This window comes from Mucilaginibacter sp. P4_C11, from assembly GCF_056402115.1.
In genome coordinates this window covers 196,482-221,725 of the sequence record NZ_JBFUIA010000005.1, presented here as the reverse complement: position 1 = coordinate 221,725, position 25,244 = coordinate 196,482, and the positions used below count along the sequence as shown (strand labels likewise).

Below are 25,244 nucleotides of genomic sequence, written 5' to 3'. Positions count from 1 at the left end.
AAACCTGGGCTTTAGCCTCAGTAACTTAGTGGTAGATTACAATCGATGAAAATGCATATATACAGGGAAGGCCCCGAAATACTATTGCCTATTCTCCAGGCCGAGCTCATCGCCGAGTTGGATAACATTATTGCCTACTGGCAAAAATATACGCCCGACGAAACTCACGGCGGTTTTTTAGGCCAAATAGATAACGACAATAATGCTACTCCCGATGCACCTAAAGGCTCTGTATTAAACGCAAGGATACTATGGAGCTTTTCGGCCGCTTATAACCAGCAACCCAATGATGCAGCGTTGCAAATGGCGCACCGGGCTTATGAGTACATCTGCCGGTATTTTATTGATCCGGAATTTGGTGGGGTATACTGGTCTGTTGACTATCGGGGCGAAAAACTGGATACCAGAAAACAGGTTTATGCCAGCGCCTTTACCATTTACGCGCTGAGTGAATACTATAAGGCCTCGGGCTTAAAGGAAGCCAGGGATCTGGCTATCAGCTTATATCATTTATTGGTTGATAAAAGCTATGATGCTGACAAAACGGGCTATATGGAAGCCTTTACCCGCGACTGGCAGCCCATTGGCGACTTGCGACTGAGCGCTAAGGATGCCAACGAAAAAAAGACCATGAACACCCATTTGCATGTATTGGAAGCTTATACCAACCTATACCGCATTTGGCCGGATAAGAAGCTGAGGATTCAAATACAAACCTTGATAGGCAATTTTTTCGATCATTTTATTGACCCGAAAACCAATCACCTGGTATTGTTTTTTGATGAAGACTGGAACCGTAAATCAGACACTGTATCATACGGGCATGATATTGAGGCCACTTGGCTTTTGCTGGAAGCTGCCGAGATAATAAATGACATTGTATGGGAAGAGGATATTGAAGAAATGTGCATACAGGTGGCCGATGCCACTATAGCCGGTTTAGATACAGACGGCGGCTTATGGTATGAATATGAACCAACCGAAGGTCACCTTGTCAAAGAAAAACATTGGTGGGTGCAGGCCGAAGCGATGGTAGGTTTTTTTAACGCCTGGCAAATAAGCCGCGATCAAAAATATCTCGATATAGTTGTAAAAAACTGGACTTTTGTAAAAGATAAAATCCTCGATCGTGAAAAAGGCGAATGGTTTTGGGGGATAAAAGCCGACGGCAGTATAATGCCCGGCGAAGATAAAGTTGGCCTGTGGAAGTGCCCCTATCACAATAGCCGGGCTTGTATAGAGCTTATTAAACGAGTTAACCATAGTACCATCATATGAAAATATATAAACAATTAACGGCTGTTGTACTGCTAAGTATTGGAGCTTACGGAAATGCGATAGCCCAAACTACAGATGCCGCGGCCCCTGTCGCGATAGCAAAAGATGCCTCGGCAAATAAGGCCGGTAATTTGGCGCCAACGCCCCCTATGGGCTGGAATACGTGGAACACTTTCCAGACCAATATTGACGAACCCTTGCTGAAAGGCATGGTTGATGCCTATGTATCAACGGGCATGCGCGACGCAGGCTATAAATATTTTGTACTGGATGATGGCTGGATGACCATGGAACGCGATAAAAATGGCGACCTGGTGGCCGACCCTAAAAAATTCCCTAACGGAATGAAGGCCTTTGCCGATTATGTACACTCCAAGGGGCTTAAGTTTGGTATTTACAACTGTGCAGGCAGCAAAACCTGCGCGGGTTATCCCGGCAGCCGCGGGCATGAATACCAGGATGCCCGTTTATACGCATCCTACGGCGTCGATTTTTTAAAGTACGACTGGTGTAATACCGATAGCCTGAATGCACGTGAAGCTTATATCACGATGAGCCAGGCGCTAAAAGCATCGGGCCGGGAAATTACCTTTAGTCTTTGCGAATGGGGCAACCACCAGCCATGGCTCTGGGCAGGCGGCGTGGGCGAGCTTTACCGCACCACCGGCGATATTACCGCCAGTTTTGATAAAGACAAGCACAACGCCACCTGGACAGCGCTTAGTGTTATGTCAATAGTTGATAAACAACCCGCCATTGCCAAATATAATGGCCCCAACCACTGGAATGACCCCGATATGCTGGAAGTAGGCAACGGTATGAGTTTTAACGAGGATAAAGCACATTTCTCGCTTTGGTGTATGCTGGCCGCCCCCTTGGCCGCCGGTAACGATCTGCGGAAAATGTCCCCTCAGACACAGTCAATCCTGACTAATAAAGCAGCCATAGCTATTGACCAGGATGCATTGGGTATTGCTGCATCGCGCATTTACCAGGCCGATAGTTTAGAGGTTTGGGCAAAGCCGCTGGCTAATAATGAGGTTGCCGTTTGTTTTTTAAACAGATCGACATCTGTAAAACAGGTGACCTACAACTGGAACGATCATGCTGTAAAGAACGAGGCCAATCATATCGATATAGATTTTACAAAAGCATCATACAAGTTGCACGATATCTGGGCGAATAAGGATCTGGCCAATACTAAAAAGGAATTTAAGCAAACCTTAGCAGGACATAGTGTAATTGTGGTGAGGCTGGCGAAGTTGTAGATGTGCAGATTTCAGATTATAGATGTGCAGATCAATGTGTGAACAGGGATTGGCATATCGTACGCCTGCAATATGCCACGAGCCAACTGGATTGTAATAGCCGTTAGAATAAGGTTGCCCCGTAGTGTTACATCCCAGACTTTTATCCCTGGTGTTGGTTGACTTTGCTATAACGGGGAATAGGAAATACAGAGTTATCGGGGTATACGTTTACCCTTAAGATGGTTTTTTATAACAAAACAATGCTTTATCTTTGACTATGCCTGAAGATAAACCGCCTGTCACCGGAAAATATATTGACCCTTTAGTTGACTTTGCTTTTAAGAAGATATTTGGCAGTGAGCCTAATAAAGATTTGCTGATCGCTTTTTTAAATGAAGTGTTCAGGGGGCGCAAGCATATTGTCGACTTGGTTTATAACAAAAATGAGCACCCCGGGGATTTAAGGGATGAAGGGTCAGCCATATTCGATTTGCTCTGTACAGGAGATAAGGGCGAACGTTTTATAATAGAAATACAACGGGGCAGACAAGGCTACTTTAAAGAGAGGGCATTGTTTTATACCAGCCGGCTCATAAGCGACCAGGCGCCCAAAGGAAAGCGCAGCGAATGGGCTTATAACCTTACGGAGGTGTACCTGGTTGCCTTGCTGGAAGATTTTACCCTGGCAGCAAGCCCTACACATGAATATCTGCATGATATTTGCCTGTGTAACAGGCATACGGGTGAAATATTTTACGATAAATTAGGCTACACTTATATTGAATTGATTAATTTTGTAAAGACGGAGGCCGAACTGGAAACCGATCTTGACAGATGGCTGTATGTTTTAAAGCACCTTAGCCAAATGAATAAGATCCCGGCTTACCTGCGGAAACCCATATTTGAAAAATTATTCAGTATTGCAGAATATACTAATCTGACAAAGGAGGAAAAAGCGATGTACGATAGCAGCTTAAAATACAAATGGGATAATAAAAACGTGTTGGATTATGCCGTGAATGAAGGTATAGCTCAAGGCATAGCACAAGGTATAGAAAAAGGTAAACTTGAAGAAGCTATAGCCATTGCACGTGAACTTAAAAAAGAAGGCTTAGCCATTGAATTTATTGCAAAAACCACTAAACTTTCTATCGAAGAAATAGAAAAACTCTAACGTGCTATCTAAATAGTTGCTCAAATACAAGTGAGGTGTAAGGGAAATTAAGTGCCAATCTTGTAGAAACCATAAATCGTGTTAAGATCTACGATCTCTTCAACACAATTACGCCCAGGATACCCGCTAATAACGAAGCCAGTAAAATGCCATATTTAGCCTGATCAACCATCTCAGCATGGCTAAATGCCAGGCCCGATATAAAAAGCGACATGGTAAAACCAACACCGGCCAGTAACGCTACGCCAGTTATTTGTTTCCAGGTGGAGTTTGCAGGGAGTTGGGCGCCAAACTTTACCATGAGCCAGGTGGCCGATAGTACGCCTATGAATTTGCCTGCTACCAGGCCAATCATCACACCCAGGCTTACGGGGTTTAGTAACGACGAAAAAAAATCTGCCCCGATAATGATACCCGCGTTTGCCAGCGCGAACAGTGGCATCACCACAAAAGCTACCCAGGGGTGCAGCCCATACTCTACTTTTTGCAGTGGGGTTTCGGCATCGGTAGTCATTTTCTTTATTTTTTCAATGGTATGATGTTGTTCGGGCGTGGTAAGGGTGCTGTTATTGGGGATCTGCGCCTCAAAATCAAACAAAAGCTTGCGCAGGCTTTCGGCATAGTTTTTCTCGTTGATGCGGGTTCGCGCGGGGATGGTAAAGGCAACTAATACACCAGCAATAGTAGCATGTACTCCCGAAAGTAAAAAGGCTACCCATACCGCAAAACCTATCACCAGGTAAAATATAATACTGCGAATGCCCAGTTTATTACCAATGAGCAGTATCGTTAACAGGCATACGCCAATGGTTAAAGGCGCAAAATCAATATGCGAACTGTAAAAAATGGCTATCACCAGTACGGCACCCAAATCATCGGCCACTGCCAAAGCAGATAAAAACACTTTTACAGATGATGGGATGTGCTTGCCTGCAATAGACAATAATGCCAGTGCGAAGGCTATATCAGTAGCCATAGGGATGCCCCAGCCATGTTCGGATGCTGTGCCTTTATTGATGAAAAAGTATATCAGGGCGGGCACTACCATTCCGCCCAAAGCGGCTACCATGGGCAGGGAAGCTTTTTTTATAGTTGATAACTCGCCTGCCATAAACTCGCGTTTCAACTCCAGGCCAATCACAAAAAAGAACACGGCCATCAGCCCATCATTAATCCACAAGTGCAGCGGGTGATTAAGTGCGTGATTGCCAAAGCCCAATGATACTTTAATATCCCAAAGCTGATGGTACGAATGTGCAAACGGCGAGTTCACCCATATTATAGCTGCCAAAACACCTATAAAAAGCACAATACCGCTGGTATGCTCCTGGTGTATGAACTTACTTGCCGGCTCGGTAATTTTGTCAATGGGTAGTTTTGCTCTCATTTAGTTTTACAGTATCAAGTAGTTAGTATCAAGTATCAAGACTTTGATGAAGTGTAATGTTAGAAATAATCGCTCCGAACCTATTTTTCGGCAACCCATATGTTAAGGAAGACACGTGTTGCTAATCTATCCTGCGGTGTCGAAGCAATTTAAAAGTATAATCCCCAGTATCTTATAAAAAAGTCTTGATACTTGATACTAACTACTTGATACTCTCTTTCACGGTTTCCAAACATTATTACTCTTATCCGAATCTACATCGTAAGTAGTACCTAATGTTATTTGCTTAATAACGCCTTTGGCTACAAAGTTAAGCGTTGTTGTTTTGTTTCCCTTTGCCCAGGCAGCTATGCTGGTTCCCACTGGCTGTTTGCTGCCATCGGTATACAATATGGTTAAGTGTACCGGCACCGCCTTGTTCCCGATGCTGGTAATGGTAACCGTATATTTTTTTGCTACATGCGCTACTTTGCTAATGGCCAGGTCGGGGATGCCGTTATCAAAGAACCAGTTTTTCCAAAACCAGTTCATGTTAATACCCGCACCGGTGTTCATGCAATTAAAAAAATCATAAGGCATGGGGTGTTTACCATGCCAAAGGTTAATATAGTTGTGCAGTGCTTTGGTAAAAAGTGCATCGCCAAGCATTTCCTTTATGTACAGATAGCCAAAGCCCGGTTTAGGGTAATTGTCGGTAAAGCCTGCAATGCCTGTAAGCGCAGGGGTAAGCGTCATGATAGGTACATCCTGTTCGCTGCCTGCCGAGTTTTCGACGGCTGTGATGCCATACAGATCGGTTATTTTAGGATCAATATCAGGGCTGATAAGCCATTCGCCAATGGTGGCCCAGCCTTCATCCATAAAAGCGTACTTGGTTTCGTTTATACCCATGTAAAAGGGGAACATGGTATGGAAAATCTCATGGTCGGTTAATTCTATCGCGTCTTCGCTATTTTCCAGCGGGTTGTCATTCACCATCATAGGGTATTCCATTTGGGCAAGGCCGTCAAAAACGGTTTCGTGCGGGTAGGGGAAAGGCCATTTGGGGAATTTATAGCTCATGCTCTCTACCGTTTTGCGGGCGTAATCTACCACCGCGTAATAATCCTTATGTGCCGGGTTAAATACGGCATCTACGCGGGTACGCCTTTGGGTTTTAGGATCAACCACCAGGCTGCTTGCTTTCCATAGGTAATGGTTGCTGGTGGCAAAAGCCAGGTCGGTAACGCTGTCGGCTTCAAATTTCCAGGTGTTGGTAGCGTTCCTTTTGGTGATATCGCCTGCAGCTACATCAGCTTCGGTAACAATATCCGTTACCTTATCGGCGCTGGCTGCAGCGGCTATCAGTTTTACATATTTGGGGTTGTAAACTTCATTCGCATTTTTAAGGTTACCGGTAGCCCAAACCTGGTAATCGCCGGGAACTGTAATTTCGGCATTAAAGTGGCAAAAATCGTTGTAAAACTCCTGCGAACCGGTGTATGGAAACTCGTTCCAGCCATCTATATCATCATAAACAGCCACCCTTGGAAAAAAATAAGCAATAAAGAAAGCACCGGGATCAACCTGCCCGCCGCGGATGTGCGAAGTTTTGTTGAGAATAAAAGAGTAAGTAATATCTAAATGTACTTTTTGTTTTGGGCTGATAGGTTTAACCCTTAACGATATATTGGTAGCATTAACGCGACGTTTGGTACTATCAACAGGCTGATCATCCAAAGTGATCGATTTTATTTTAACGCCATCACTTACATCATTTGGCGAAATAGCAGCATCCCGCGGTGCTCCTTTTTGGTACACATTGGGATATAGCTTGAAACCGAGTTTTTTAAGTGTGTCGGGACTGTTATTGATATAATCGATGCCAACCGTGCCGCTAACTTCCAGGCTTTTAGGGTCGAAGTTTACTTTTATGTTGTAATCGGCTGTGTTTTGCCAGTAATTTTTGCCGGGTGCGCCGCCCCGGGTACGTGTACCTTTGGTATATGTTTTTTGCAGCGTAGTGTTTATGGGTAAAGTTACTTGTGCCGATGCCATTGCGCTACCGAGAAGCAAAGTAACCGGAAGTAATTTTTTGAGGTTGATCATGAAGGTAGTTTATATCTATATTTGACGTAAATATAATAAACAGGAATATAAACCGGTTGGCGTAGTAGCTTTAACGTATAAATATCAGATAACTTAAAACTATTTGCGCCCGTTTAAGTAGTACCAATTATAATAAACACATGACCGCAGAAAAAATGATTATCATAACAGGGAAGCAATACCTGGCGCTAAAACAAAGTTTGGAGAGCGGCGAAGGCCTTACCTATAATATAGGGACCGATAAGCACCCCGAAATAGTAAAAATCACCAACATGTACATGGATACCGATCCTGATTTTACGCGCAACTCGGGCCAGTTTGCCAAAATGAGCGAAAGCTTGAATGTGCAGGTGAAAATGGAGTACGTGGCAGAGTAGCGTGTTTTACGAATTCCTGCAAGCCATAAAACTTGTTTCAAATTTCACAATACTAGTGAGTTGCATTTAGTATTTAATGCGTACGGGGTGCAGAAATAAAATCAGGCATGACTTCGAATAGGAATCTTCCCTAAGACCCAATTCACTAAATCATCAATTCAGTAATTCAATAATTAAAAACTACCAGCCTCCTTTAAATCCCTCTGTCAGCGCGTGTTTATAGCCTTCCAGATCAAACGAATAGAGGTAGGGTGCTTTATGGGCGCCTCCTTTACGGGGCTGTTCTGCCCGGTTAAGGATACCGAAACCCAAAATCCGGCGCTGAAAGTTGCGGCGGTCAAGCTTTTTATCAAGGATGGTTTCGTATAGTTTTTGCAGTTCGGGCATAGTAAACTCCTTTGGCATCAGGTTATAACCAATAGGCTGATAGTTTAATTGCAATCGCAGGGTATCTAAAGCGGTTTTAAATATCAACTCGTGGTCAAGTTCAAGTTTGGGCATATCATCCATATCCCGCCAGCCGCATAATTCCGAAAAACGATCGGCCTGCGGTGTTACCTCAAAAAAATCAACCAGCGCGTAATACCCTATAGTTAAAAAGCGGCCCGAAAACCAGTTTTTCTCGGCTGGCAGCATGCCATCATACATATCATTGTGAACTTTTGACCTGTCGGGATCGCCAAACACGTGAAATTGTTGCAGAAATATCTGGTCGAGACCGGTACGTTCTTTTAATATCCGGTTGGCAGCCATTTCAATAGGTTCGCGCTTAAGCACAAAGCCACCGGGGAGGTACCATTTTTCTTCGCCAATATTTTTTAGCAACAGTACTTTCATTTGGCCTTCGTGAAAGCCAAAAACAACACAATCAATAGAAATATGCTCAAGGTAGTTTTTACGGGCCTCGTCGCTATACTCAATAAGTTCTTCTCTGGTCAACATTTTTGCTATTCTACAAAAATACTTTGATTATTTAATTATAATAATTACAATTGTGTACTTTATACACAATCATTTTGTTGTTGTGTTATAGCCAATTATAAGCGATGATCTTTAATTAATTAGTTTAGTAAGGGCTTAATCACGCTTTTACCTATCCAAATTTGGTTAATCAGTATCCTTACAACGTAAATTTAAAAAATGAACAAATATTTTTCAACTCAACTTATAGCCAGGGTTATTCCGCTTTGCGTAGCGTTGTTACCTTTTAACAAGGTGTTGGCTCAAAACAAAACCGAGGATGCCAAAATGGATGTTTTTGTGAGCGGTTTGATGAAAAAAATGACCCTCGACGAAAAGATAGGACAGTTAAACCTGGTAACCATTGGTGCACCAACCACCGGATCGGTAGTTAATAAAGGTGTAGAGGATAAAATAAAAAAGGGCGCTATTGGCGGCGTTTTTGGAATTTGGGGAGTCGATCATACGAAAGAAGTGCAGGAAGCAGCCGTTAAAAATTCCCGGTTACACATTCCGCTAATTTTTGGGTTGGATGTTATCCACGGCCATCGCACTATTTTCCCAATTCCTTTGGGCATGTCGGCAACGTGGGATCTTGATCTGATCAAACAATCGGCACATATTGCAGCAAAAGAGGCAACCGCCGAAGGCTTAAGCTGGGTGTTTTCGCCCATGGTTGATATAGCGCGCGATGCACGCTGGGGCCGCATATCCGAAGGTGCCGGCGAAGATCCGTGGTACGGCGGGCAGGTGGCAAAGGCTATGGTACAGGGTTACCAGGGCGCCAGCCTGAAAAATGCCGATGCGGTTATGGCCTGCGTAAAGCACTTTGCTTTATACGGCGGTGCCGAAGCAGGCCGCGAGTACAATACTGTTGACATGAGCCGAATTAAAATGTACCAGGATTACCTGCCGCCTTACAAAGCGGCCGTTGATGCGGGTGCAGGTAGCTTCATGAGTTCATTTAATACGGTTGATGGTGTGCCGGCAACGGCTAACCAATGGTTGCTTACCGACTTGTTGCGCAACCAATGGGGCTTTAAGGGCTTTGTAGTATCAGACTATACCGCCGTTAACGAAATGGAAGCCCACGGCCTTGGAAATTTGCAAACGGTATCGGCCCTTGCGTTAAAAGCAGGGCTGGATATGGATATGGTTGGCGAGGGATTTTTAACCACATTGAAAAAATCATTACAGCAAAAAAAGATATCCCAGTTTGAAATTGACCAGGCTTGCCGCCGGGTTTTGGAGGCCAAGTATAAATTGGGTTTGTTTGATAACCCGTACAAATCAATGGATGCTGCGCGCGAAAAAACGGATGTAATGTCTGAGGCGAATCTTTCTGCTGCCAGGGAAATTACCAAACGTTCATTTGTATTGTTAAAGAACGACAAGCAAACCCTGCCGCTTAAAAAAACGGGCAGCATAGCGCTTGTGGGCCCGTTGGCCAATAACCAGCGTGATATGCTTGGCACCTGGATTTTGGCCGGCGAATGGCAAAAATCAATCAGTGTAATGCAAGGGATTAAGAACGTTGTTGGTGATGGTGTAACTATCAATTACGCCAAAGGATCAAACATTACCGAGGACGCCGAATTTATAAAACGCCTTAATTTTGGCCCTGGAATGGTTACTGTTGATCCTAAACCTGCCGATGAACTTTTGAAGGAAGCTATTGATGCCGCTAATAAATCAGATGTGATTGTGGCGGTGGTAGGGGAGTCCCAAAGTATGTCGGGCGAGTCATCCAGCCGGTCGGACATTGATATCCCGGAGCCGCAAAAAAACATGCTGAAGGCGTTGTCTAAATTAGGTAAGCCAATGGTTATTGTGCTGTTTAACGGCCGTCCGCTTACTTTAACCTGGGAAAACGACCATGCAAGCGCTATACTTGATGTTTGGGCACCGGGCACCGAAGCAGGGAACGCCATTGCTGATGTTTTATTTGGCCAGTATAACCCATCGGGAAAAATTACGGCTACCTTTCCGCGCAGCGTTGGGCAGATACCTATATATTATAACCACAAAAACACCGGTCGACCATACAGCAGCGGGCCAACCAAGTTTAAATCAAACTACCTGGATATTTCTAATGATCCGCTTTATCCTTTTGGGTATGGCTTAAGTTACACAACTTTTGGCTACAGCGATGTTAAGTTGAGTAAAGCCACGCTTAAAGGCAACGAAACGCTAACCGCAACTGTTACAGTTACCAATACCGGCAAATATACAGGCGAAGAAGTTGTACAATTGTACATCAGCGACCCTGTTGCAAGTATCAGCCGTTCGGTTAAAGAGTTGAAAAACTTTAAAAAGATCAGCCTGCAGCCGGGCGAAGTTAAAGAGGTAAGTTTTACGATTACACCCGAGCAACTAAAGTTTTACAACAGCCAGCTTAAGTACGATTGGGAACCAGGCAAATTTGTAGTTGAGGTAGGTACAAACTCAAGCGATACCCATTCGGCATCGGTTTGGTGGAACAAATAGCAGCTACAAGTTTTAATATAAATTATAAAAAATAATATATAAGGCTGAAGCTACAGGTAGTTTAGAAAACTAATTCTACCCTATAAAAGGCACTGTGCATTTTTAATGCACGGTGCTTTTTTGCTTAGGGAACGAGTTTTTGATCGATTTTTCCAATGTTTTATAATTCGATAAATGTTGGCAGAACATTTATTATATTATTTATAAATGTTTGTATTACAGTTGTAAGTCGGTAAAATAATAAATGTTGTAGTGACATTATTACAAAATCATGATGATATTTTAACACTAAGCCAGCTTTACTATTGTAACATTCGTATAGCATCATTCCGATAAAAAAAATGAGGTTTAGCCCTTGCAACATTAAACATATACCCATAAAGTGTGGTATCGATTGCATTTTACCAGGGGCGCTGCTATTTTGGCTTTGCAAAATTTATAAACAAGCCCATGGTTTATTAATGATTTATTAATAAAATATTCACAATTTGTAATTTTAACGCCATTTGGGTTCTATAAATAATTAATTTGTAAATCTGCATTTTTCACTTGTGTAAACAATACACTCTCTTTACATTAGTTGCATAGCCAATATAAATTTCTGGAACGCCAGAAACCATACAAATTCTGATAGTATTATAACATAGTTCACGTACACTTAGTTTTTAAGCAGCGTGAAACCAGGGTAACGGGGATAAATTAAATTTGTTACAGGAAGTTCATATATGATAAGACTTTTACATTCCAACATTTTAAAATCTTCAAATTTTACCGGTAAGCATTATGCTGCCAAGCCTCATGATTTTTTTGTTCTCACCAAAAAAATCATAACGAGGCATGTTATAGTTCAACTGCAAACTTAAATAAACACCAAAAACCGCCCAAGATCTTAAATCAAATATATTAATCAACTAAATCTCAATCTCATGTTTAAAAGTTTACTCCTAAAGGGAAGATTCCTTGGCGTGCTACTATGCTGCCTCGTATCTTCATTGGTAGTTACAGCCCAAACAAAGTACAAAGGTAAAGTTATCGGCAGCGATGACAAATTACCGATCATCGGAGCGTCAGTACGCATCCAGGGATCTACTACAGGCGCAGTAACTGATGTTAACGGTGAATTCACCCTTACATTAAGCCCGGGCCAAACGCTTGTGGTTTCGTACATTGGCTATCAAAGCCAGGAAGTTAAAGTTGGTGCAAGCACTACTTTAACTGTTACACTTGTTGCAGGCAGCAATGCACTAAACGAGGTGGTGGTAACGGGTTACGGTTCGCAACGTAAAAAAGACATCACCGGTTCGGTGGCTGTTGTTAACGTTGCCAACTTAAAAACAGTACCAGGCGGCCAGGCAGCAGCATTATTGCAAGGCCAGGCAGCGGGTGTTACCGTAATCAACAACGGTCAGCCAGGTAGCGGAAGCTCGGTGCGTGTACGTGGTATTACATCAACAGGTAACTCCGATCCATTGTATATTATTGATGGTGTGCAAGGCAATTTTAATGATGTTAACGCAAACGACATTGAATCTATCCAGGTACTGAAAGATGCTGGTTCTGCTGCCATCTATGGTGTTCAGGGTTCAAATGGTGTTGTTGTAATCACCACTAAAAAAGGTAAATCAGGCCGCGCTGTTATCAGCTATGATATGTATTACGGAAGCCAAAAACCACTTAAAAATGGCTTTAACCTTGCGGGTACCCAGGAATATGCAGAAGCTCTTCAAAAATCAGTAGGTAGTGTTCAATTCCCAGGTACTTCGGTTACAATTCCTGATTATATTACGCCAACGGCAACAGCATCTGGTGGTGCTAATACCGATCCTGCTACTTATAACATCAATAGTAACCAGATCACCAAAGCCAACAAAACAGGTACCGATTGGTTTCATGAGGTATTTAAATCTGCCCCTCAAACTTTCCACAACATTACGGCAAGCGGCGGTAGCGATAAATCAAGCTATTTGATGTCTGTTAATTACCTTAATCAACAAGGTACTTTGCTTAACACTTACTTAAAACGTTATGCATTGCGTGTTAATACAAATTTTGCTATTGGTGATCACATTCGTGTAGGCGAAAACGCTTATATGTTCTTTAAAAGCAACCCAACAATTGGTAACCAAAACGAGGGTAATGCTATATCATATACTTACCGTGAGCCGCCTATTATCCCGGTGTATGACATTAAAGGCAATTTTGCAGGTACAAAATCAGCGGGTTTAGGTAACTCGTCAAATCCTGTTGCGGTACAAACCCGCGCTAAAGTAAATCAAGGTAATGACTGGCAGATGGCTGGTAACGTGTTTGGAGAAGTAGACTTCCTGAAGCACTTTACTGCCCGCACGCAATTTGGCGGTACTTTTGATAATTACTACTTCCACTCTTTTAACTATACTGCTTACGAAAACGCAGAAGGTAACACTAACCCCAATAACTACACCGAAGGTGCAGGCTACAACAGCACATACTTGTGGACTAATACGTTAAATTATAACCAAAAATTTGGCAAACACGATGTTAAAGTGTTAGTAGGTTCAGAATCAAACAAGGTGTATAATCGTGGTTTACAGGCAGGAAGATCAAATTATAGTGTATCAACCGATCCTAACTATGTGGATTTGGATACTGGTTCGCCGTCTGGTCCAAGTAACCAGAATATCAACATCTATTATAGAACCATTTATTCAGTATTTGGAAAAGTGGACTACGCTTTCAATGACAGGTACCTGTTAAGTGGTACTTTGCGTCGTGATGGTGCTTCTGTATTCTCTTCTGCCCACCGTTATGGTGTGTTCCCGTCGATAACTGCTGGTTGGAGGATTTCGCAAGAATCGTTCATGAAAAATATCAGCTGGTTAAACGATTTAAAATTACGTGGTGGTTGGGGTAAATTAGGATCATTGAACAACGTAAGTATCACCAACATTACTAACCTTTATGCAGCAGGCCCGCAAAACTCTTATTATGATATTACAGGTTCTGGTAACAGTGCTGTGTTAGGTACTTACGCAGCTTCATTAGGTAACACTAACACTACCTGGGAAGAAGATAAAGTAACCAACTTAGGCTTTGATGCAACTTTGTTAAACAATAAATTAGAGATTGGTTTCGAGGTTTACAAAAAAGAAATCAGCGGCTTACTTTTCCAGAACCCAGCTTACAACCCGCTTGGTGGTGCAGCTCCAGCTTATAGCAACTCCGGTAATATCAGCAACAAGGGTTTTGACTTTAATATCACCTACCACGGTAACGTTGGCAGCGATTTTAAATATGACATAACAGGTAATATTACTTCATACAAAAGCCGTGTTGTTGCCTTGCCTCCAGGTTTAAAATATCAGGACAGAAATAGTTCTGGTTCAACCCGTATTGGTAACTTCACCAGGTTACAGCCAGGCCAGCCATTAGGCGAGTTCTTTGGTTATGAGGTTTTAGGTTTATTCAGGGACGCTGCAGATGTAACTGCTTCTCCAACCCAGGAGAGTGCTGCACCGGGTTTCTTCAAATATAAAGATGTAAATGGTGATGGTAAAATAACTTCGGATGACAGAACTTTCTTTGGTAACCCAAATCCGAATTTCACTTATAGCTTTACTTTAAACACCAACTACAAGAATTTTGATTTGAATGCATTCTTCTACGGTTCACAAGGTAACAAAAACATTAACTACATTAAATACTGGACAGATTTTCCACAAGTATTTAAAGGAAACGTTTCTAAAGGAATCATAGCTAATTCATGGACACCAACTAACCAGAATGCTACAATCCCTGTGTTAACTGCCGCTGCAAACTTTAGTAACACAGCTGTATTTAACTCTTACTACATGGAAAGTGGTTCATACCTGAGATTAAAAACTTTAACATTGGGTTATAGTATTCCAGGTGTACAGCTTAAAAAAGTTGGCCTTTCAAGATTGAGAGTGTATGTACAGGCAGTTAACTTGTTTACCATTACTAAATACAAAGGTTTAGATCCTGAAATTCAGCCATCTGCGTTGGGAGATAATAGTAACTTTGGTATCGATTTTGGTAACTACCCAGCTAACCAAAAAACTTATTTATTAGGTGTACAGGCTACATTTTAACAATATTTTAATAGATTAAAATCATGAAAAAATTTCAATTAAAATTAATCATCCCACTGTGTTTGCTGCTGATATGTGCAGTATACGCGTGCCAGAAAAAAGGCTTTTTAGATAAGCCAGCGCTGGGTAGAATTGATCCGGTACTTCTTGCAAATAAGGCGGGTGTCGAAAGCTTATTGATAGGTGCTTATTCAGAATTGGATGGTTACGGCGGTGCCGGTGGTGGTCAATCAGCAGCCCCTTCAAACTGGATGTTTGGAAGTATTACCGGTGGAGATGCCTACAAAGGTTCAGATCCATCAGATGGTGCGGCCGATCAAACTCCGGTAGCAACATTTAACCTGCCCGCTACAAATAGCTTTATAACAGGTAAATTTGCGGCTCTTTACGATGGTGTACAGCGTTCAAATGATGTTTTGCGTGGTATTCCTAACGCAAAGGATCTTACTGCTGATGACATAAAAAGAATAAGTGGCGAAGCCAGGTTTTTAAGAGGCTATTTTTACTTCGAGTTACGTCGTAACTTCTTTATGGTTCCTTATGTAGATGAAACCACTACAAGCGATGCGGTTTATACCACTAAAAACGATAAGGATATTTACCCGATGATTGAAGCTGACTTTAAATTTGCARCCGACAATCTTCCGGAAACTCAGCCTCAAAAAGCCCGTGCAAATAAATATGCTGCAATGGCATACCAGGCAAAGGTTTTTATGGCCGAAGCTAAATATACTTCTGCATTGCCTTTATTGACTACTTTAATGGCAAGCGGCGAAACTGCAAGTGGCGCAAAATACGCTTTGAACGACCACTTCCAGCAAAACTTTAGCCCGGAAGCAGGCCAAAAAAACAGCGCCGAATCAGTATTTGCTGTTCAGGCGTCTGTGAATGATGGATCATTGGGTAATAATAGTAACCAGGGTGATAACCTTAACTTCCCTTACAACGGTGGTCCTGGTGGTTGCTGCGGTTTCTTTAACCCATCGCAATGGCTGGCTAACTCTTACAAAACAGATGCTGTAACCGGTTTACCGCTGTTAGATGATTTCAACTCGGCACCTGCTGTAACTGATGTAACCTACACTGGTACATTAGATCCACGTATTGATGTTACTATGGGCCGTAAAGGTATTCCTTATCTTGACTGGGGTCCACACCCTGGTGATGCATGGATTCGTAACCCAGGGTCTGATGGTCACTTCAGCCCTAAAAAGAACGTGTATTCAAAAAGCGAAGTTGGTACTAACACAAGTACAGAAAATACCTGGACTTCTGCTTTGAGTACTTCGAACAACGTGAATTTAATCCGTTACTCAGATATCCTGTTGTGGGCTGCTGAATGCCAGGTTGAAGCAAACAATCTTCCTGCTGCAATGGCACTTGTTAACCAGGTACGTACCCGTGCCGGCATCAAAAGCGGATGGGTTTATTTGAACTCGCCTTACGATGCTTCAAAATCAATTTATACCGTTCAAACTACGGCGGCAGCTAATTATAAAGTTGGCCTTTACACTGTGTTTGCCGATCAGGCTTATGCACGCAAAGCCGTACGTTTTGAGCGCAAAATTGAGTTAGCTATGGAAGGCCACCGTTTCTTCGACTTACAACGTTGGGGCAGCGCTTACCAGACTGCTGAGATGAATACTTTCTTTGCGAGCGACAAATCAATTGATATTACCCTGAAAGATGCTAAATTCACTCCTAACAAGAGCGAGTACCGCCCAATCCCTCAGGCACAAATTGATATTGCTAACGCAAAGGGCCCAATCATTTTAAAACAAAATCCTGGTTATTAATTTTTGATAACCGGTTCGATTATTCTAATTTAGGTGGAGATAATTGTCTCCACCTTTTTTTATAGCCTACTGTCCAAAATTCATGAAGTATACCTACATATTTATCAGCCTGCTTGTGTCTTTATCAGCTTGTAAAAAGTCGGCGCTTTTTCAACAGATACCCTCGTCGGCATCGGGTATTACTTTTAGTAATACCATTGTTGAAGATGATAAAATAAACCCCCTTACCAAGCTTAACCTTTACAATGGGGGCGGGGTAGGTATAGGAGATTTTAACAACGATGGCTTGCAGGATATTTATTTTGTTGCCAATACACTTTCAAACAGGCTGTATCTTAATAAAGGAGATATGAAGTTTGAGGATGTAACCGCAAAGGCGGGGGTTGGTGGCAAAGGAGGTTGGGGCAGGGGAGTTGCTGTTGTTGATATTAATAACGATGGCCTTGCCGATATTTACGTTTGTAACACCTTGCTCGACGATTCTGTTAAGCGTACTAACTTGCTATACGTAAACCAGGGTGTTGGTAAGGATGGTGTACCCGTTTTTAAAGAAATGGGCAAAGAGTACGGCCTGGATATTAAAGTGCACTCGACCATGGCGTCGTTTTTTGATTATGACAACGATGGCGATCTGGATATGTATGTTACCGTAAATGAAGCTTTAGCCAGCGATAATCAAAGCACTTTTAGACCTACCATAAAAGATGGCAGTCACAAAAGTACAGGCAGGCTTTACCGTAATGATTGGAATGCTGCGCTTAAACATCCTGTATTTACCAATGTATCGAAACAGGCGGGAATAACGATTGAAGGCTACGGGCATGCCACAACTATTGTTGATATAAATAAAGACGGCTGGAAAGATATTTATGTTACCAACGACTTTCTACCGGATAATATACTGTACATCAACAACGGGGATGGTACTTTTACAGACAGATCAAAGGAATATTTTAAGCATACTTCATTTAGTGCCATGGGGCAGGATTTTGAAGATGTTAACAACGATGGGTTGGTTGATGCATTTGAGGTTGATATGAACCCCGAAGATAATTTTCGTAAAAAGATGTTTATGCCGGGCAATAATTACCAGGTATTTCAAAATTTTGACCGCTATAACCAACAATACCAGTATACACGCAATACCTTACAAATAAATAAGGGCCCGCGCCTGGGCCAAAATGATTCAATAGGCGCACCAATTTTTAGCGAAGTCGCTTTTTTAAGTGGCGTTGGCCAAACCGACTGGAGTTGGGGCCCAATGCTTACCGATTTTGATAACGATGGCCTACGCGATCTGATCGTTACTAATGGTTATCCGCGCGATGTAACCGATCATGATTTTATTACTTTCAGGAACCGGGCTTTTGCAATCGCGTCAAACAAACAGATCCTTGATCAGATTCCGATTGTAAAAATACCAAACTATGCATTTAAAAATACCGACGGGTTGCAATTTACCGATGTAACTAAAGAGTGGGGCCTTGGCGCACCATCATTTTCAAACGGGGCGGCTTATGCCGACCTGGATAATGACGGAGCTATGGACATGATTATCAATAACATTGATGACGAAGCCTTTGTTTACAGGAATACAGCCCGTGACAAAAATAAAACCGGCAACAACTATTTACACATACAATTTAAAGGCGGCCCGCAAAACCTTGGCGGTATTGGGGCATTTGCCAATATTTATTACAACCACGGCCAGCAGCAGGTATATGAAAACACGCCGTATCGTGGCTACCTGTCTACCATCCAAAATATAGCCCATTTTGGCTTGGGTAATGTATCCCAGGTAGATTCTGTTGTAATCAGTTGGGACAACGGAAAAAAACAGGTACTAAAAAATGTAACGGCCAACCAAACCCTTAAAGTAAGCATGGCCGATGCAAGGGAGCCTTATTCATTTAAACTTCCTGTCCAAAACACAGGCGCGCTATTCCGCGAGATAACAAAATCGGCCGGCATTACCTATAAGCACCAGGAAAAAGATTATATCGATTTTAACGTTCAAAAATTAATACCTCATAAATTATCGCAATATACCCCTGCAGTGGCAGTTGGCGATGTAGATGGCAATGGTTTTGATGACATGGTAATTGGCGGTACAACTTTATACCCGGCACAATTATTATTGCAGCAAGCCAATGGTAAGTTTATCCAGCGCAATTTGCTGCCACAATCAAAAACAAAGCTCCCTGCTTTAAACCCAATGGATATGGGTTCATATTTGGCCCAGGTAGCGGGTAATAAAGATGAAGGCATACTATTGTTTGATGCCAATGGCGATGGCCATCCTGATTTATATATTGCCAGTGGCGGGTTTGAAACCCAGCCAGGGTCGACCAATTACCAGGATAGGTTTTACCTGAATGATGGCAAGGGGAATTTTATACTACAGCCAGATGCATTGCCCAAAAACCTCACCAGTAAATTGTGTGTAAAGGCGGTTGATTTTGACCATGATGGCAAGCTCGATCTTTTTGTATCTGGCCGTGTTGATCCGTGGAATTATCCTAAACCGGTATCCAGCTTTATTTTGCGTAACGACAGTAAAAATGGTGCTATCAAATTTACCGATGTGTCCGCAGCAGTGGCCCCTGCGTTGAAAAATATCGGACTGGTATGCGATGCTACCTTCACCGATTTTAATAATGACGGCTGGCCCGATTTAATACTTACCGGCGAATGGATGCCTATTACCTTTTTGAAGAATGACAAAGGTGTATTTAAAAACGTCACAAGCAACACAGGAGTAGCCGATAAATTAGGGTGGTGGAATACCATTGCCGCCGGCGATTTTGATCATGATGGTGATATTGACTACATTGTAGGTAATACGGGATTGAATACTTTTTACAAAGCATCAGACCAATACCCTATTTATATAACGGCTAAAGACTTTGATAACAATGATAGCTATGACGCTTTCCCATCTGTGTTTTTAAAAGATCAGGATGGTGTGAAGCGGGAGTTTCCGGCATTTGGGCGCGATGATATTGTAAAGCAGATGATTAGCATGCGTATCAAATTCCAAAATTACCACTCTCTTGCTGTAGCGCCCATGGATTCTGTAATCACCCCAAAAATGCGTGAAGGTGCAATCCGGTTAAAAGTAAACTACCTGCAATCGTGCTATTTGCGCAATGATGGCGGTGGTAAATTCACCATAATACCGTTACCAATTGACGCCCAGCAATCCGAACTTTGCGGCATCACCGTTGATGATTTTGACGGTGACGGTAACCTTGATGTAGCCCTGAGCGGCAATGATTACGGTACCGAGGTTGCAACAGGGCGGTACGATGCATTTAACGGGCTGTTGCTTAAAGGCGATGGTAAAGGAGGTTTTAAGCCTTTAAGTATTTTGCAAAGCGGCTTGTTTATACCTGGCGATGGCAAAGGCCTTGTTAAGTTAAGAAGCGCAAAGGGTAGCTATCTGCTGGCGGCAACACAGAACCGCGATGCACTGAAGTTATTTGAACTTAACCGCAGTGTTAAAACGGTTGCTTTACAACCATTAGACGCTTTTGCGACCATCAAATATAAAAATGGAAAAATGACCAGGCAGGAGTTTTATAATGGAAGTTCTTTCTTGTCGCAGTCAGGCAGATTCTTTAATATTGAAAGCAATATGGCATCAGTAACCATAACTGATAGCTATGGCCACCAACGAACCGTTCAGCTTAATTAATTACTTGTTTATGAGATGTTTTAAAATATTTTTAGCCGTTACATGTTTATTTTTGATTTATAGTTGCGGGCAAAAAAAAACAACGCCCTTGTTAAAAGATGCTGATGTGCTACATAATAACGTTGACCAGTTAACGCAGGTGATTATTTATGATGTCTTTACACCTCCGGTTGCAAGCCGTATTTACGGCTATACCACATTGGCGGCTTACGAAGCTGAGCGTTACGCTGATACCAGTTATAACTCAATAGCAGCCCAGTTAAAAGGCTTTGGCAAACCGCCTAAGCCCAATAAAGATTTTAAATACAATTTTACACTGGCCGCAACCAAAGCTTTTTTTACGGTGGCCCACAAGATCACTTTCTCGGTAGATACGTTGCAAAAATATGAGGATAAGGTTTATGCTATGTACAAGGATAATCTTGATGATTCTACTTATTCCCGCTCAATAGCTTTTGGCGCCCAGGTAGGTAAATTCATCCTGAAACGTGCATCGGTTGATAATTATCCGCAAACCCGTGGCAAACCTCGCTTTTTGGGTAACGATGGCCCTGGTCAATGGCGCCCAACTGCGCCAGATTATCTTGACGGCGTTGAGTTTTGTTGGGGTACTATGCATACATTTGCCGTTGATACTTCAACACAATTTAAATTGCCGCCGCCGCCTGCCTTTAGCGACGACAAAAATAGCCCTTATTTTAAGCAGGTTGTTGAGGTGTATGAATTAAGCAAACACATAACACCCGAGCAAACTACCATTGCCCGTTTTTGGGATGATAACCCCTTTGTAATTCAGCACAACGGGCACATGATGTTTGCCAATAAAAAGATAACACCCGGTGGCCACTGGATTGGCATTACGGCTATCGCCTGTAAACAAACCCATTCCGATGTTATAAAAACCGCGCAGGCTTATGCGCTTACTTCTATTGCCTTATTTGACGCATTTATAAGCGGGTGGCAGGTTAAATACCAAACCAACTACATCAGGCCGGTTACGGTTATTAATGATAAAATTGACCATGATTGGCTGCCCATGCTGCAAACGCCACCGTTTCCTGAATATCCAAGCGGGCATAGCGATATCAGCGCTGCATCGGCGGTGATGCTTACTCACTTATTTGGAGATAATTTTGCTTACCAGGATACCAGCGATTTAAAATATATAGGGATGCAGCGCCATTTTGATTCGTTTTTAAAAGCATCTGACGAAACATCGATAAGCCGTTTTTACGGCGGTATCCACTATCGGAACAGTGTTGACCAGGGGGCTGTGCAAGGCCGACAGGTTGGCGAATACATCTGGAAGAAACTTAAACTTAAAAAATAACGGTACTTAACGCTTTATATGCATTTTAAACCAAAATACCTGGCTACTACTTACCTGCTTTTATTTACAGTTTTATTATCATTTGCTACGTTGATTTATGGTTGCAAACCCAAAACAAATCAGCCTTATAAGTTAACCGGTAATGTAAAGTTAGATGGCGAAAACCTGGTACAATTAAAGTGTACAAGATGCCATGCATTAACACCCATAAATACTTTGCCAAAGGATGTTTGGATAAATCACGTGTTGGTAAGTATGGCGCCTATGCTAAAAATTTCCACCTACGGAGGTCAGTTTTTTAAGCAGGATGCTAAAGACACTACCGGCGCAAGTATACTGGAGTGGCTGGCTATTGTTAATTATTACAAAAAGCTTGCGCCTGATACGCTGTTGCCCGCTAAAAAACCTGCACCGCTGGTTGAAGACTGGGCCGGGTTTACTTTAAAAAAGCCTTCGCCTTTTAATTCAACCAGTTTTACCACCGCCATAAACTATAACACGGCCACCAAAAAGTTGTACAGTGCCGATGCCGTTAACGAAAAATTATATGGTTGGGATAGTAATTTAAAAGCCGATTCGCTGGCATCGCTGCCCTCGGCCGGGGTTGATATTAGTTTTGATAAAGAAGCAGGCAGTAATATAGGTTTTGTATCGGCCATTGGTCGTATGGCACCAATTGATTTCCCTAACGGGAAAATTGTGAAGCTTGATTTTGACGCTAAGGACGTTAACGCCTCCGAAACTTACATAGCATCAGATTTACCCCGACCGGTGCAAACCATTGTAGGCGATTTTAACAAAGATGGCCTGAACGACGTAGTAGTATGCGGGCAGGGCGATAAGAAGGGCGGTGTTTATCTGTTGGTTCAAAATAAGGACAAAACTTATACCCAACAACCTATTTTGAATAAAGCAGGATCGGTACAGGCTTTAAAAGGTGATTTTAATAAGGATGGATGGCCCGATGTGATGGTTTTAACGGGCACAGGCGACGAAGGCCTATGGTTGTTATTAAATGACCACAAAGGCGGATTTACGACGAGAAAACTGCTTACTTTCCCGCCAACGAACAGTTCGACCAGTTTTCAGTTGGTTGATATGGATCACGACGGTAACCTTGACCTGGTTTATACCTGCGGTTATAATTACCATGATTCGCGCATTTTAAAGCCATACCATGGCCTGTATATTTTTACCAACGCGGGTAATTGGAGTTTTAAACAGCAGTATTTTTACCCGATAAATGGGTGTACCAAAGCAATTGCCACTGATTTTGATGGAGATGGCGACGTTGATATTGCAACAATAGCATTTTTTGCAGATATGCAAAATACACCACAGGAGGAGTTTATTTATTTTGAACAAAGTAAGCCCTTTGATTTTAAACCACACGCCGTACCAGTAAGTAAGTACGGCCGCTGGATGTGTATGGAAACAGCCGATTTAAATAACGATGGTAAGCTTGATATTATATTGGGTAATTACGCTGATGGGTTTAAATTCATCCATGGCCTGCAACCGCAATGGGATAGGAATTTGCCGCTGATTGTGCTTGAAAACCATACAAAAAAATAGGGTTTACTATAATAAATTATATAATAAGCGTCTATCTTCAAAGCTTTGAAAACTGCTTCGGAAAAAGGGATAAGTGTAAATGATTAATAAACAAAAGTTTTTTTTCCATTCATTAATCATAGTACTATTTGCTGCGCTCACGCTGTGTGGCGGTTGCAATAGGGATAATGGGCAGGCAGACGATGAAAGGTACATTGAGGAGGGCAAGCAATTGGCTCAAAAACGTTGTTCCACCTGTCACCAGGCACCAGATGCATCTTTGCTTGATAAAGCAACATGGGATAAAGGTATTTTGCCCGCCATGGCGCCTAAGTTTGGTGTAAGGCCCTTTATGGGCGACTACCTGGTATACTCATCCTCGGCCATATCAAACGCCGATTGGCATAAGATTGTAATGTATTACAAAAGCGCGGCGCCCGATAAATTGGTTATCCCTAAACCCAATGCAGTGAAAGATTGGGCTATTTTTAGCTTAAAGCGGCCGGCAAAGGCAGATACTACCGATGGTATGGCCATGACAACCATGGTTACTTTTAACCCCAATGATAAAAGTTTTTATACCGGCGGAGCAGGTGATAAGCTATATAAATGGGATAGCGACCTCAACGCCACAGTTGTGAAAAAATTCCAGTCGCCGGTAGTTGATGCGGACTTTTTTAAAACGGCTGCAAATCCTAATGGCGCTATTATTACCAGTATTGGAGTATTACCCCCTAATGATCAGCTTAAAGGGAAACTGATCAGTCTTAACCTTAACAGTAGGCGGAATAGCAAAGATTCGGTTTTAATCACCGATAGCTTGCCCAGGCCGGTAAAAAGCGCTTACGCAGATTTTAATAAAGACGGTTTGATGGATTATGTATCCTGCGGATTTGGCCACAATAAAGGCGGTTTATTCCTGGTTCAGCAGCAACAGGCTCATCAATTCACAAAAAAAATCATCAGGGCAATACCGGGGCCAAGCCAGCTTTATATTGATGATTACAACCATGACGGCTGGCCCGATATTGTATGCCTGTTTGCCCAGGCTGATGAGGGTGTGTGGTTGTTCCTGAATGACAAAAAAGGAGGGTTTACTACTCAAAATCTACTGCGTTTTCCATCTGTGTATGGATCAAGCAGTTTCCAGTTCATCGATTTTAATAACGATGGTATACCCGACATTTTGTATACCTGTGGCGATAACAATGATTACTCGCCTATATTTAAACCCTATCATGGGGTATATATTTTCACCAACCAGGGCAACTGGAAGTTTAAGCAAACTTATTTTTATCATATCAATGGCTGCTCGAAAGCGATAGCCACAGATTTTGATCATGACGGCGATCTTGACCTGGCCGTTATCGCTTTCTTCCCCGATTTTAAATACCATCCCACTGAAGGTTTTACCTACCATGAACAAGTAAGTCCTGGCAAATTTAAAGTGCACGAGATCCCGGTTAACCCTTATGGCCGCTGGCTTGCAATGGACGTTAACGATATTGATGGCGATGGCAACATGGATATCGTTTTAGGTAATTTTTCGGTAGGTGCAAAAGGGCTTATCAACCAAAAAGATTACAATCCAAACTGGGACATGTATTCTCCAATCACTGTATTGCACAATACCACTAAAAAGAGACCTTGAAAGTTGTATTTGTATCATTTGTATGATAAAATGATAAATAAGTACAATATCATCCTGCCGATTGTTAATTAGTTTTACCGTTGTTATTTATTGCCCAACGGGTGTTTCGATGCCTATTTATTGA

At 42.3% G+C, this 25,244-nt stretch carries 14 protein-coding genes; 11 read left to right on the top strand and 3 right to left on the bottom strand.

Features of this window, described 5'->3' with window-relative positions:
* The first annotated feature begins 51 nt into the window (after positions 1 to 51).
* The 3 genes from AC1DU2_RS06780 (at position 52) to AC1DU2_RS06770 (ending at position 3,702) form a co-directional block, all read left to right on the top strand.
* Positions 52 to 1,278: an AGE family epimerase/isomerase gene (locus AC1DU2_RS06780; RefSeq protein ID WP_477383470.1), complete on the top strand. Its 1,227-nt coding sequence runs from the start codon at positions 52 to 54 to the stop codon at positions 1,276 to 1,278.
* Complete coding sequence (locus AC1DU2_RS06775; RefSeq protein ID WP_477383469.1) at positions 1,275 to 2,546, top strand: glycoside hydrolase family 27 protein; 1,272 nt, start codon at positions 1,275 to 1,277, stop codon at positions 2,544 to 2,546. Before AC1DU2_RS06780 ends, AC1DU2_RS06775 begins: the two co-directional genes overlap by 4 nt.
* Before the next feature lie 259 nt (positions 2,547 to 2,805).
* Complete coding sequence (locus tag AC1DU2_RS06770) at positions 2,806 to 3,702, top strand: Rpn family recombination-promoting nuclease/putative transposase (protein ID WP_477383468.1); 897 nt, start codon at positions 2,806 to 2,808, stop codon at positions 3,700 to 3,702.
* An 88-nt stretch (positions 3,703 to 3,790) separates the two neighbouring features.
* Here AC1DU2_RS06770 and nhaA read toward each other — a convergent pair whose 3' ends face one another.
* Both nhaA and AC1DU2_RS06760 read right to left on the bottom strand, forming a co-directional pair.
* A complete protein-coding gene (gene nhaA, locus AC1DU2_RS06765) occupies positions 3,791 to 5,089 on the bottom strand; it encodes a Na+/H+ antiporter NhaA (protein ID WP_477383467.1) in 1,299 nt (432 codons plus the stop codon).
* 219 nt (positions 5,090 to 5,308) lie between these two features.
* A complete protein-coding gene (locus tag AC1DU2_RS06760) occupies positions 5,309 to 7,177 on the bottom strand; it encodes a M1 family metallopeptidase (protein ID WP_477383466.1) in 1,869 nt (622 codons plus the stop codon).
* A gap of 140 nt (positions 7,178 to 7,317) precedes the next feature.
* Between AC1DU2_RS06760 and AC1DU2_RS06755 the strand changes: the two genes are divergently transcribed.
* Positions 7,318 to 7,554, top strand: a complete 237-nt coding sequence (locus tag AC1DU2_RS06755; RefSeq protein WP_477368674.1) for a hypothetical protein — start codon at positions 7,318 to 7,320, stop codon at positions 7,552 to 7,554.
* Positions 7,555 to 7,734: 180 nt separating this feature from the next.
* Here the strand turns inward: AC1DU2_RS06755 and AC1DU2_RS06750 are convergent, their stop codons facing one another.
* Positions 7,735 to 8,496, bottom strand: coding sequence for an NUDIX hydrolase (locus AC1DU2_RS06750; RefSeq protein WP_477367870.1), 762 nt, complete (start codon positions 8,494 to 8,496; stop codon positions 7,735 to 7,737).
* 198 nt (positions 8,497 to 8,694) lie between these two features.
* Here AC1DU2_RS06750 and bglX point away from each other — a divergent pair, with 198 nt between their 5' ends.
* The 7 genes from bglX (at position 8,695) to AC1DU2_RS06715 (ending at position 25,120) form a co-directional block, all read left to right on the top strand.
* Positions 8,695 to 11,001: a beta-glucosidase BglX gene (gene bglX, locus AC1DU2_RS06745; protein ID WP_477383465.1), complete on the top strand. Its 2,307-nt coding sequence runs from the start codon at positions 8,695 to 8,697 to the stop codon at positions 10,999 to 11,001.
* A gap of 926 nt (positions 11,002 to 11,927) precedes the next feature.
* Positions 11,928 to 15,092 (top strand): SusC/RagA family TonB-linked outer membrane protein, encoded by a 3,165-nt coding sequence (locus AC1DU2_RS06740; RefSeq protein ID WP_477367876.1) that lies wholly within the window; start codon positions 11,928 to 11,930, stop codon positions 15,090 to 15,092.
* A gap of 23 nt (positions 15,093 to 15,115) precedes the next feature.
* Entirely contained in the window at positions 15,116 to 16,888 is a 1,773-nt protein-coding gene (locus AC1DU2_RS06735; protein WP_477383464.1) for a RagB/SusD family nutrient uptake outer membrane protein, read from the top strand.
* An 82-nt stretch (positions 16,889 to 16,970) separates the two neighbouring features.
* Positions 16,971 to 20,585: a VCBS repeat-containing protein gene (locus AC1DU2_RS06730; protein WP_477383463.1), complete on the top strand. Its 3,615-nt coding sequence runs from the start codon at positions 16,971 to 16,973 to the stop codon at positions 20,583 to 20,585.
* A gap of 106 nt (positions 20,586 to 20,691) precedes the next feature.
* A complete protein-coding gene (locus tag AC1DU2_RS06725) occupies positions 20,692 to 21,915 on the top strand; it encodes a vanadium-dependent haloperoxidase (protein WP_477383462.1) in 1,224 nt (407 codons plus the stop codon).
* Between the two features lie 18 nt (positions 21,916 to 21,933).
* Positions 21,934 to 23,490, top strand: coding sequence for an FG-GAP repeat domain-containing protein (locus AC1DU2_RS06720; protein ID WP_477383461.1), 1,557 nt, complete (start codon positions 21,934 to 21,936; stop codon positions 23,488 to 23,490).
* A gap of 79 nt (positions 23,491 to 23,569) precedes the next feature.
* Positions 23,570 to 25,120, top strand: coding sequence for an FG-GAP repeat domain-containing protein (locus AC1DU2_RS06715; protein WP_477383460.1), 1,551 nt, complete (start codon positions 23,570 to 23,572; stop codon positions 25,118 to 25,120).
* The last annotated feature ends 124 nt before the right edge of the window (positions 25,121 to 25,244 follow it).

Excerpts from the sequence above, each read along its gene's own strand:
- AC1DU2_RS06780 (WP_477383470.1), top strand. The coding sequence starts at position 52 with ATGCATATATACAGGGAAGGCCCCGAAATACTATTGCCTATTCTCCAG.
- AC1DU2_RS06775 (WP_477383469.1), top strand. The coding sequence starts at position 1,275 with ATGAAAATATATAAACAATTAACGGCTGTTGTACTGCTAAGTATTGGA.
- AC1DU2_RS06770 (WP_477383468.1), top strand. The coding sequence starts at position 2,806 with ATGCCTGAAGATAAACCGCCTGTCACCGGAAAATATATTGACCCTTTA.
- nhaA (WP_477383467.1), bottom strand. The coding sequence starts at position 5,089 with ATGAGAGCAAAACTACCCATTGACAAAATTACCGAGCCGGCAAGTAAG.
- AC1DU2_RS06760 (WP_477383466.1), bottom strand. The coding sequence starts at position 7,177 with ATGATCAACCTCAAAAAATTACTTCCGGTTACTTTGCTTCTCGGTAGC.
- AC1DU2_RS06755 (WP_477368674.1), top strand. The coding sequence starts at position 7,318 with ATGACCGCAGAAAAAATGATTATCATAACAGGGAAGCAATACCTGGCG.
- AC1DU2_RS06750 (WP_477367870.1), bottom strand. The coding sequence starts at position 8,496 with ATGTTGACCAGAGAAGAACTTATTGAGTATAGCGACGAGGCCCGTAAA.
- bglX (WP_477383465.1), top strand. The coding sequence starts at position 8,695 with ATGAACAAATATTTTTCAACTCAACTTATAGCCAGGGTTATTCCGCTT.
- AC1DU2_RS06740 (WP_477367876.1), top strand. The coding sequence starts at position 11,928 with ATGTTTAAAAGTTTACTCCTAAAGGGAAGATTCCTTGGCGTGCTACTA.
- AC1DU2_RS06730 (WP_477383463.1), top strand. The coding sequence starts at position 16,971 with ATGAAGTATACCTACATATTTATCAGCCTGCTTGTGTCTTTATCAGCT.
- AC1DU2_RS06720 (WP_477383461.1), top strand. The coding sequence starts at position 21,934 with ATGCATTTTAAACCAAAATACCTGGCTACTACTTACCTGCTTTTATTT.
- AC1DU2_RS06715 (WP_477383460.1), top strand. The coding sequence starts at position 23,570 with ATGATTAATAAACAAAAGTTTTTTTTCCATTCATTAATCATAGTACTA.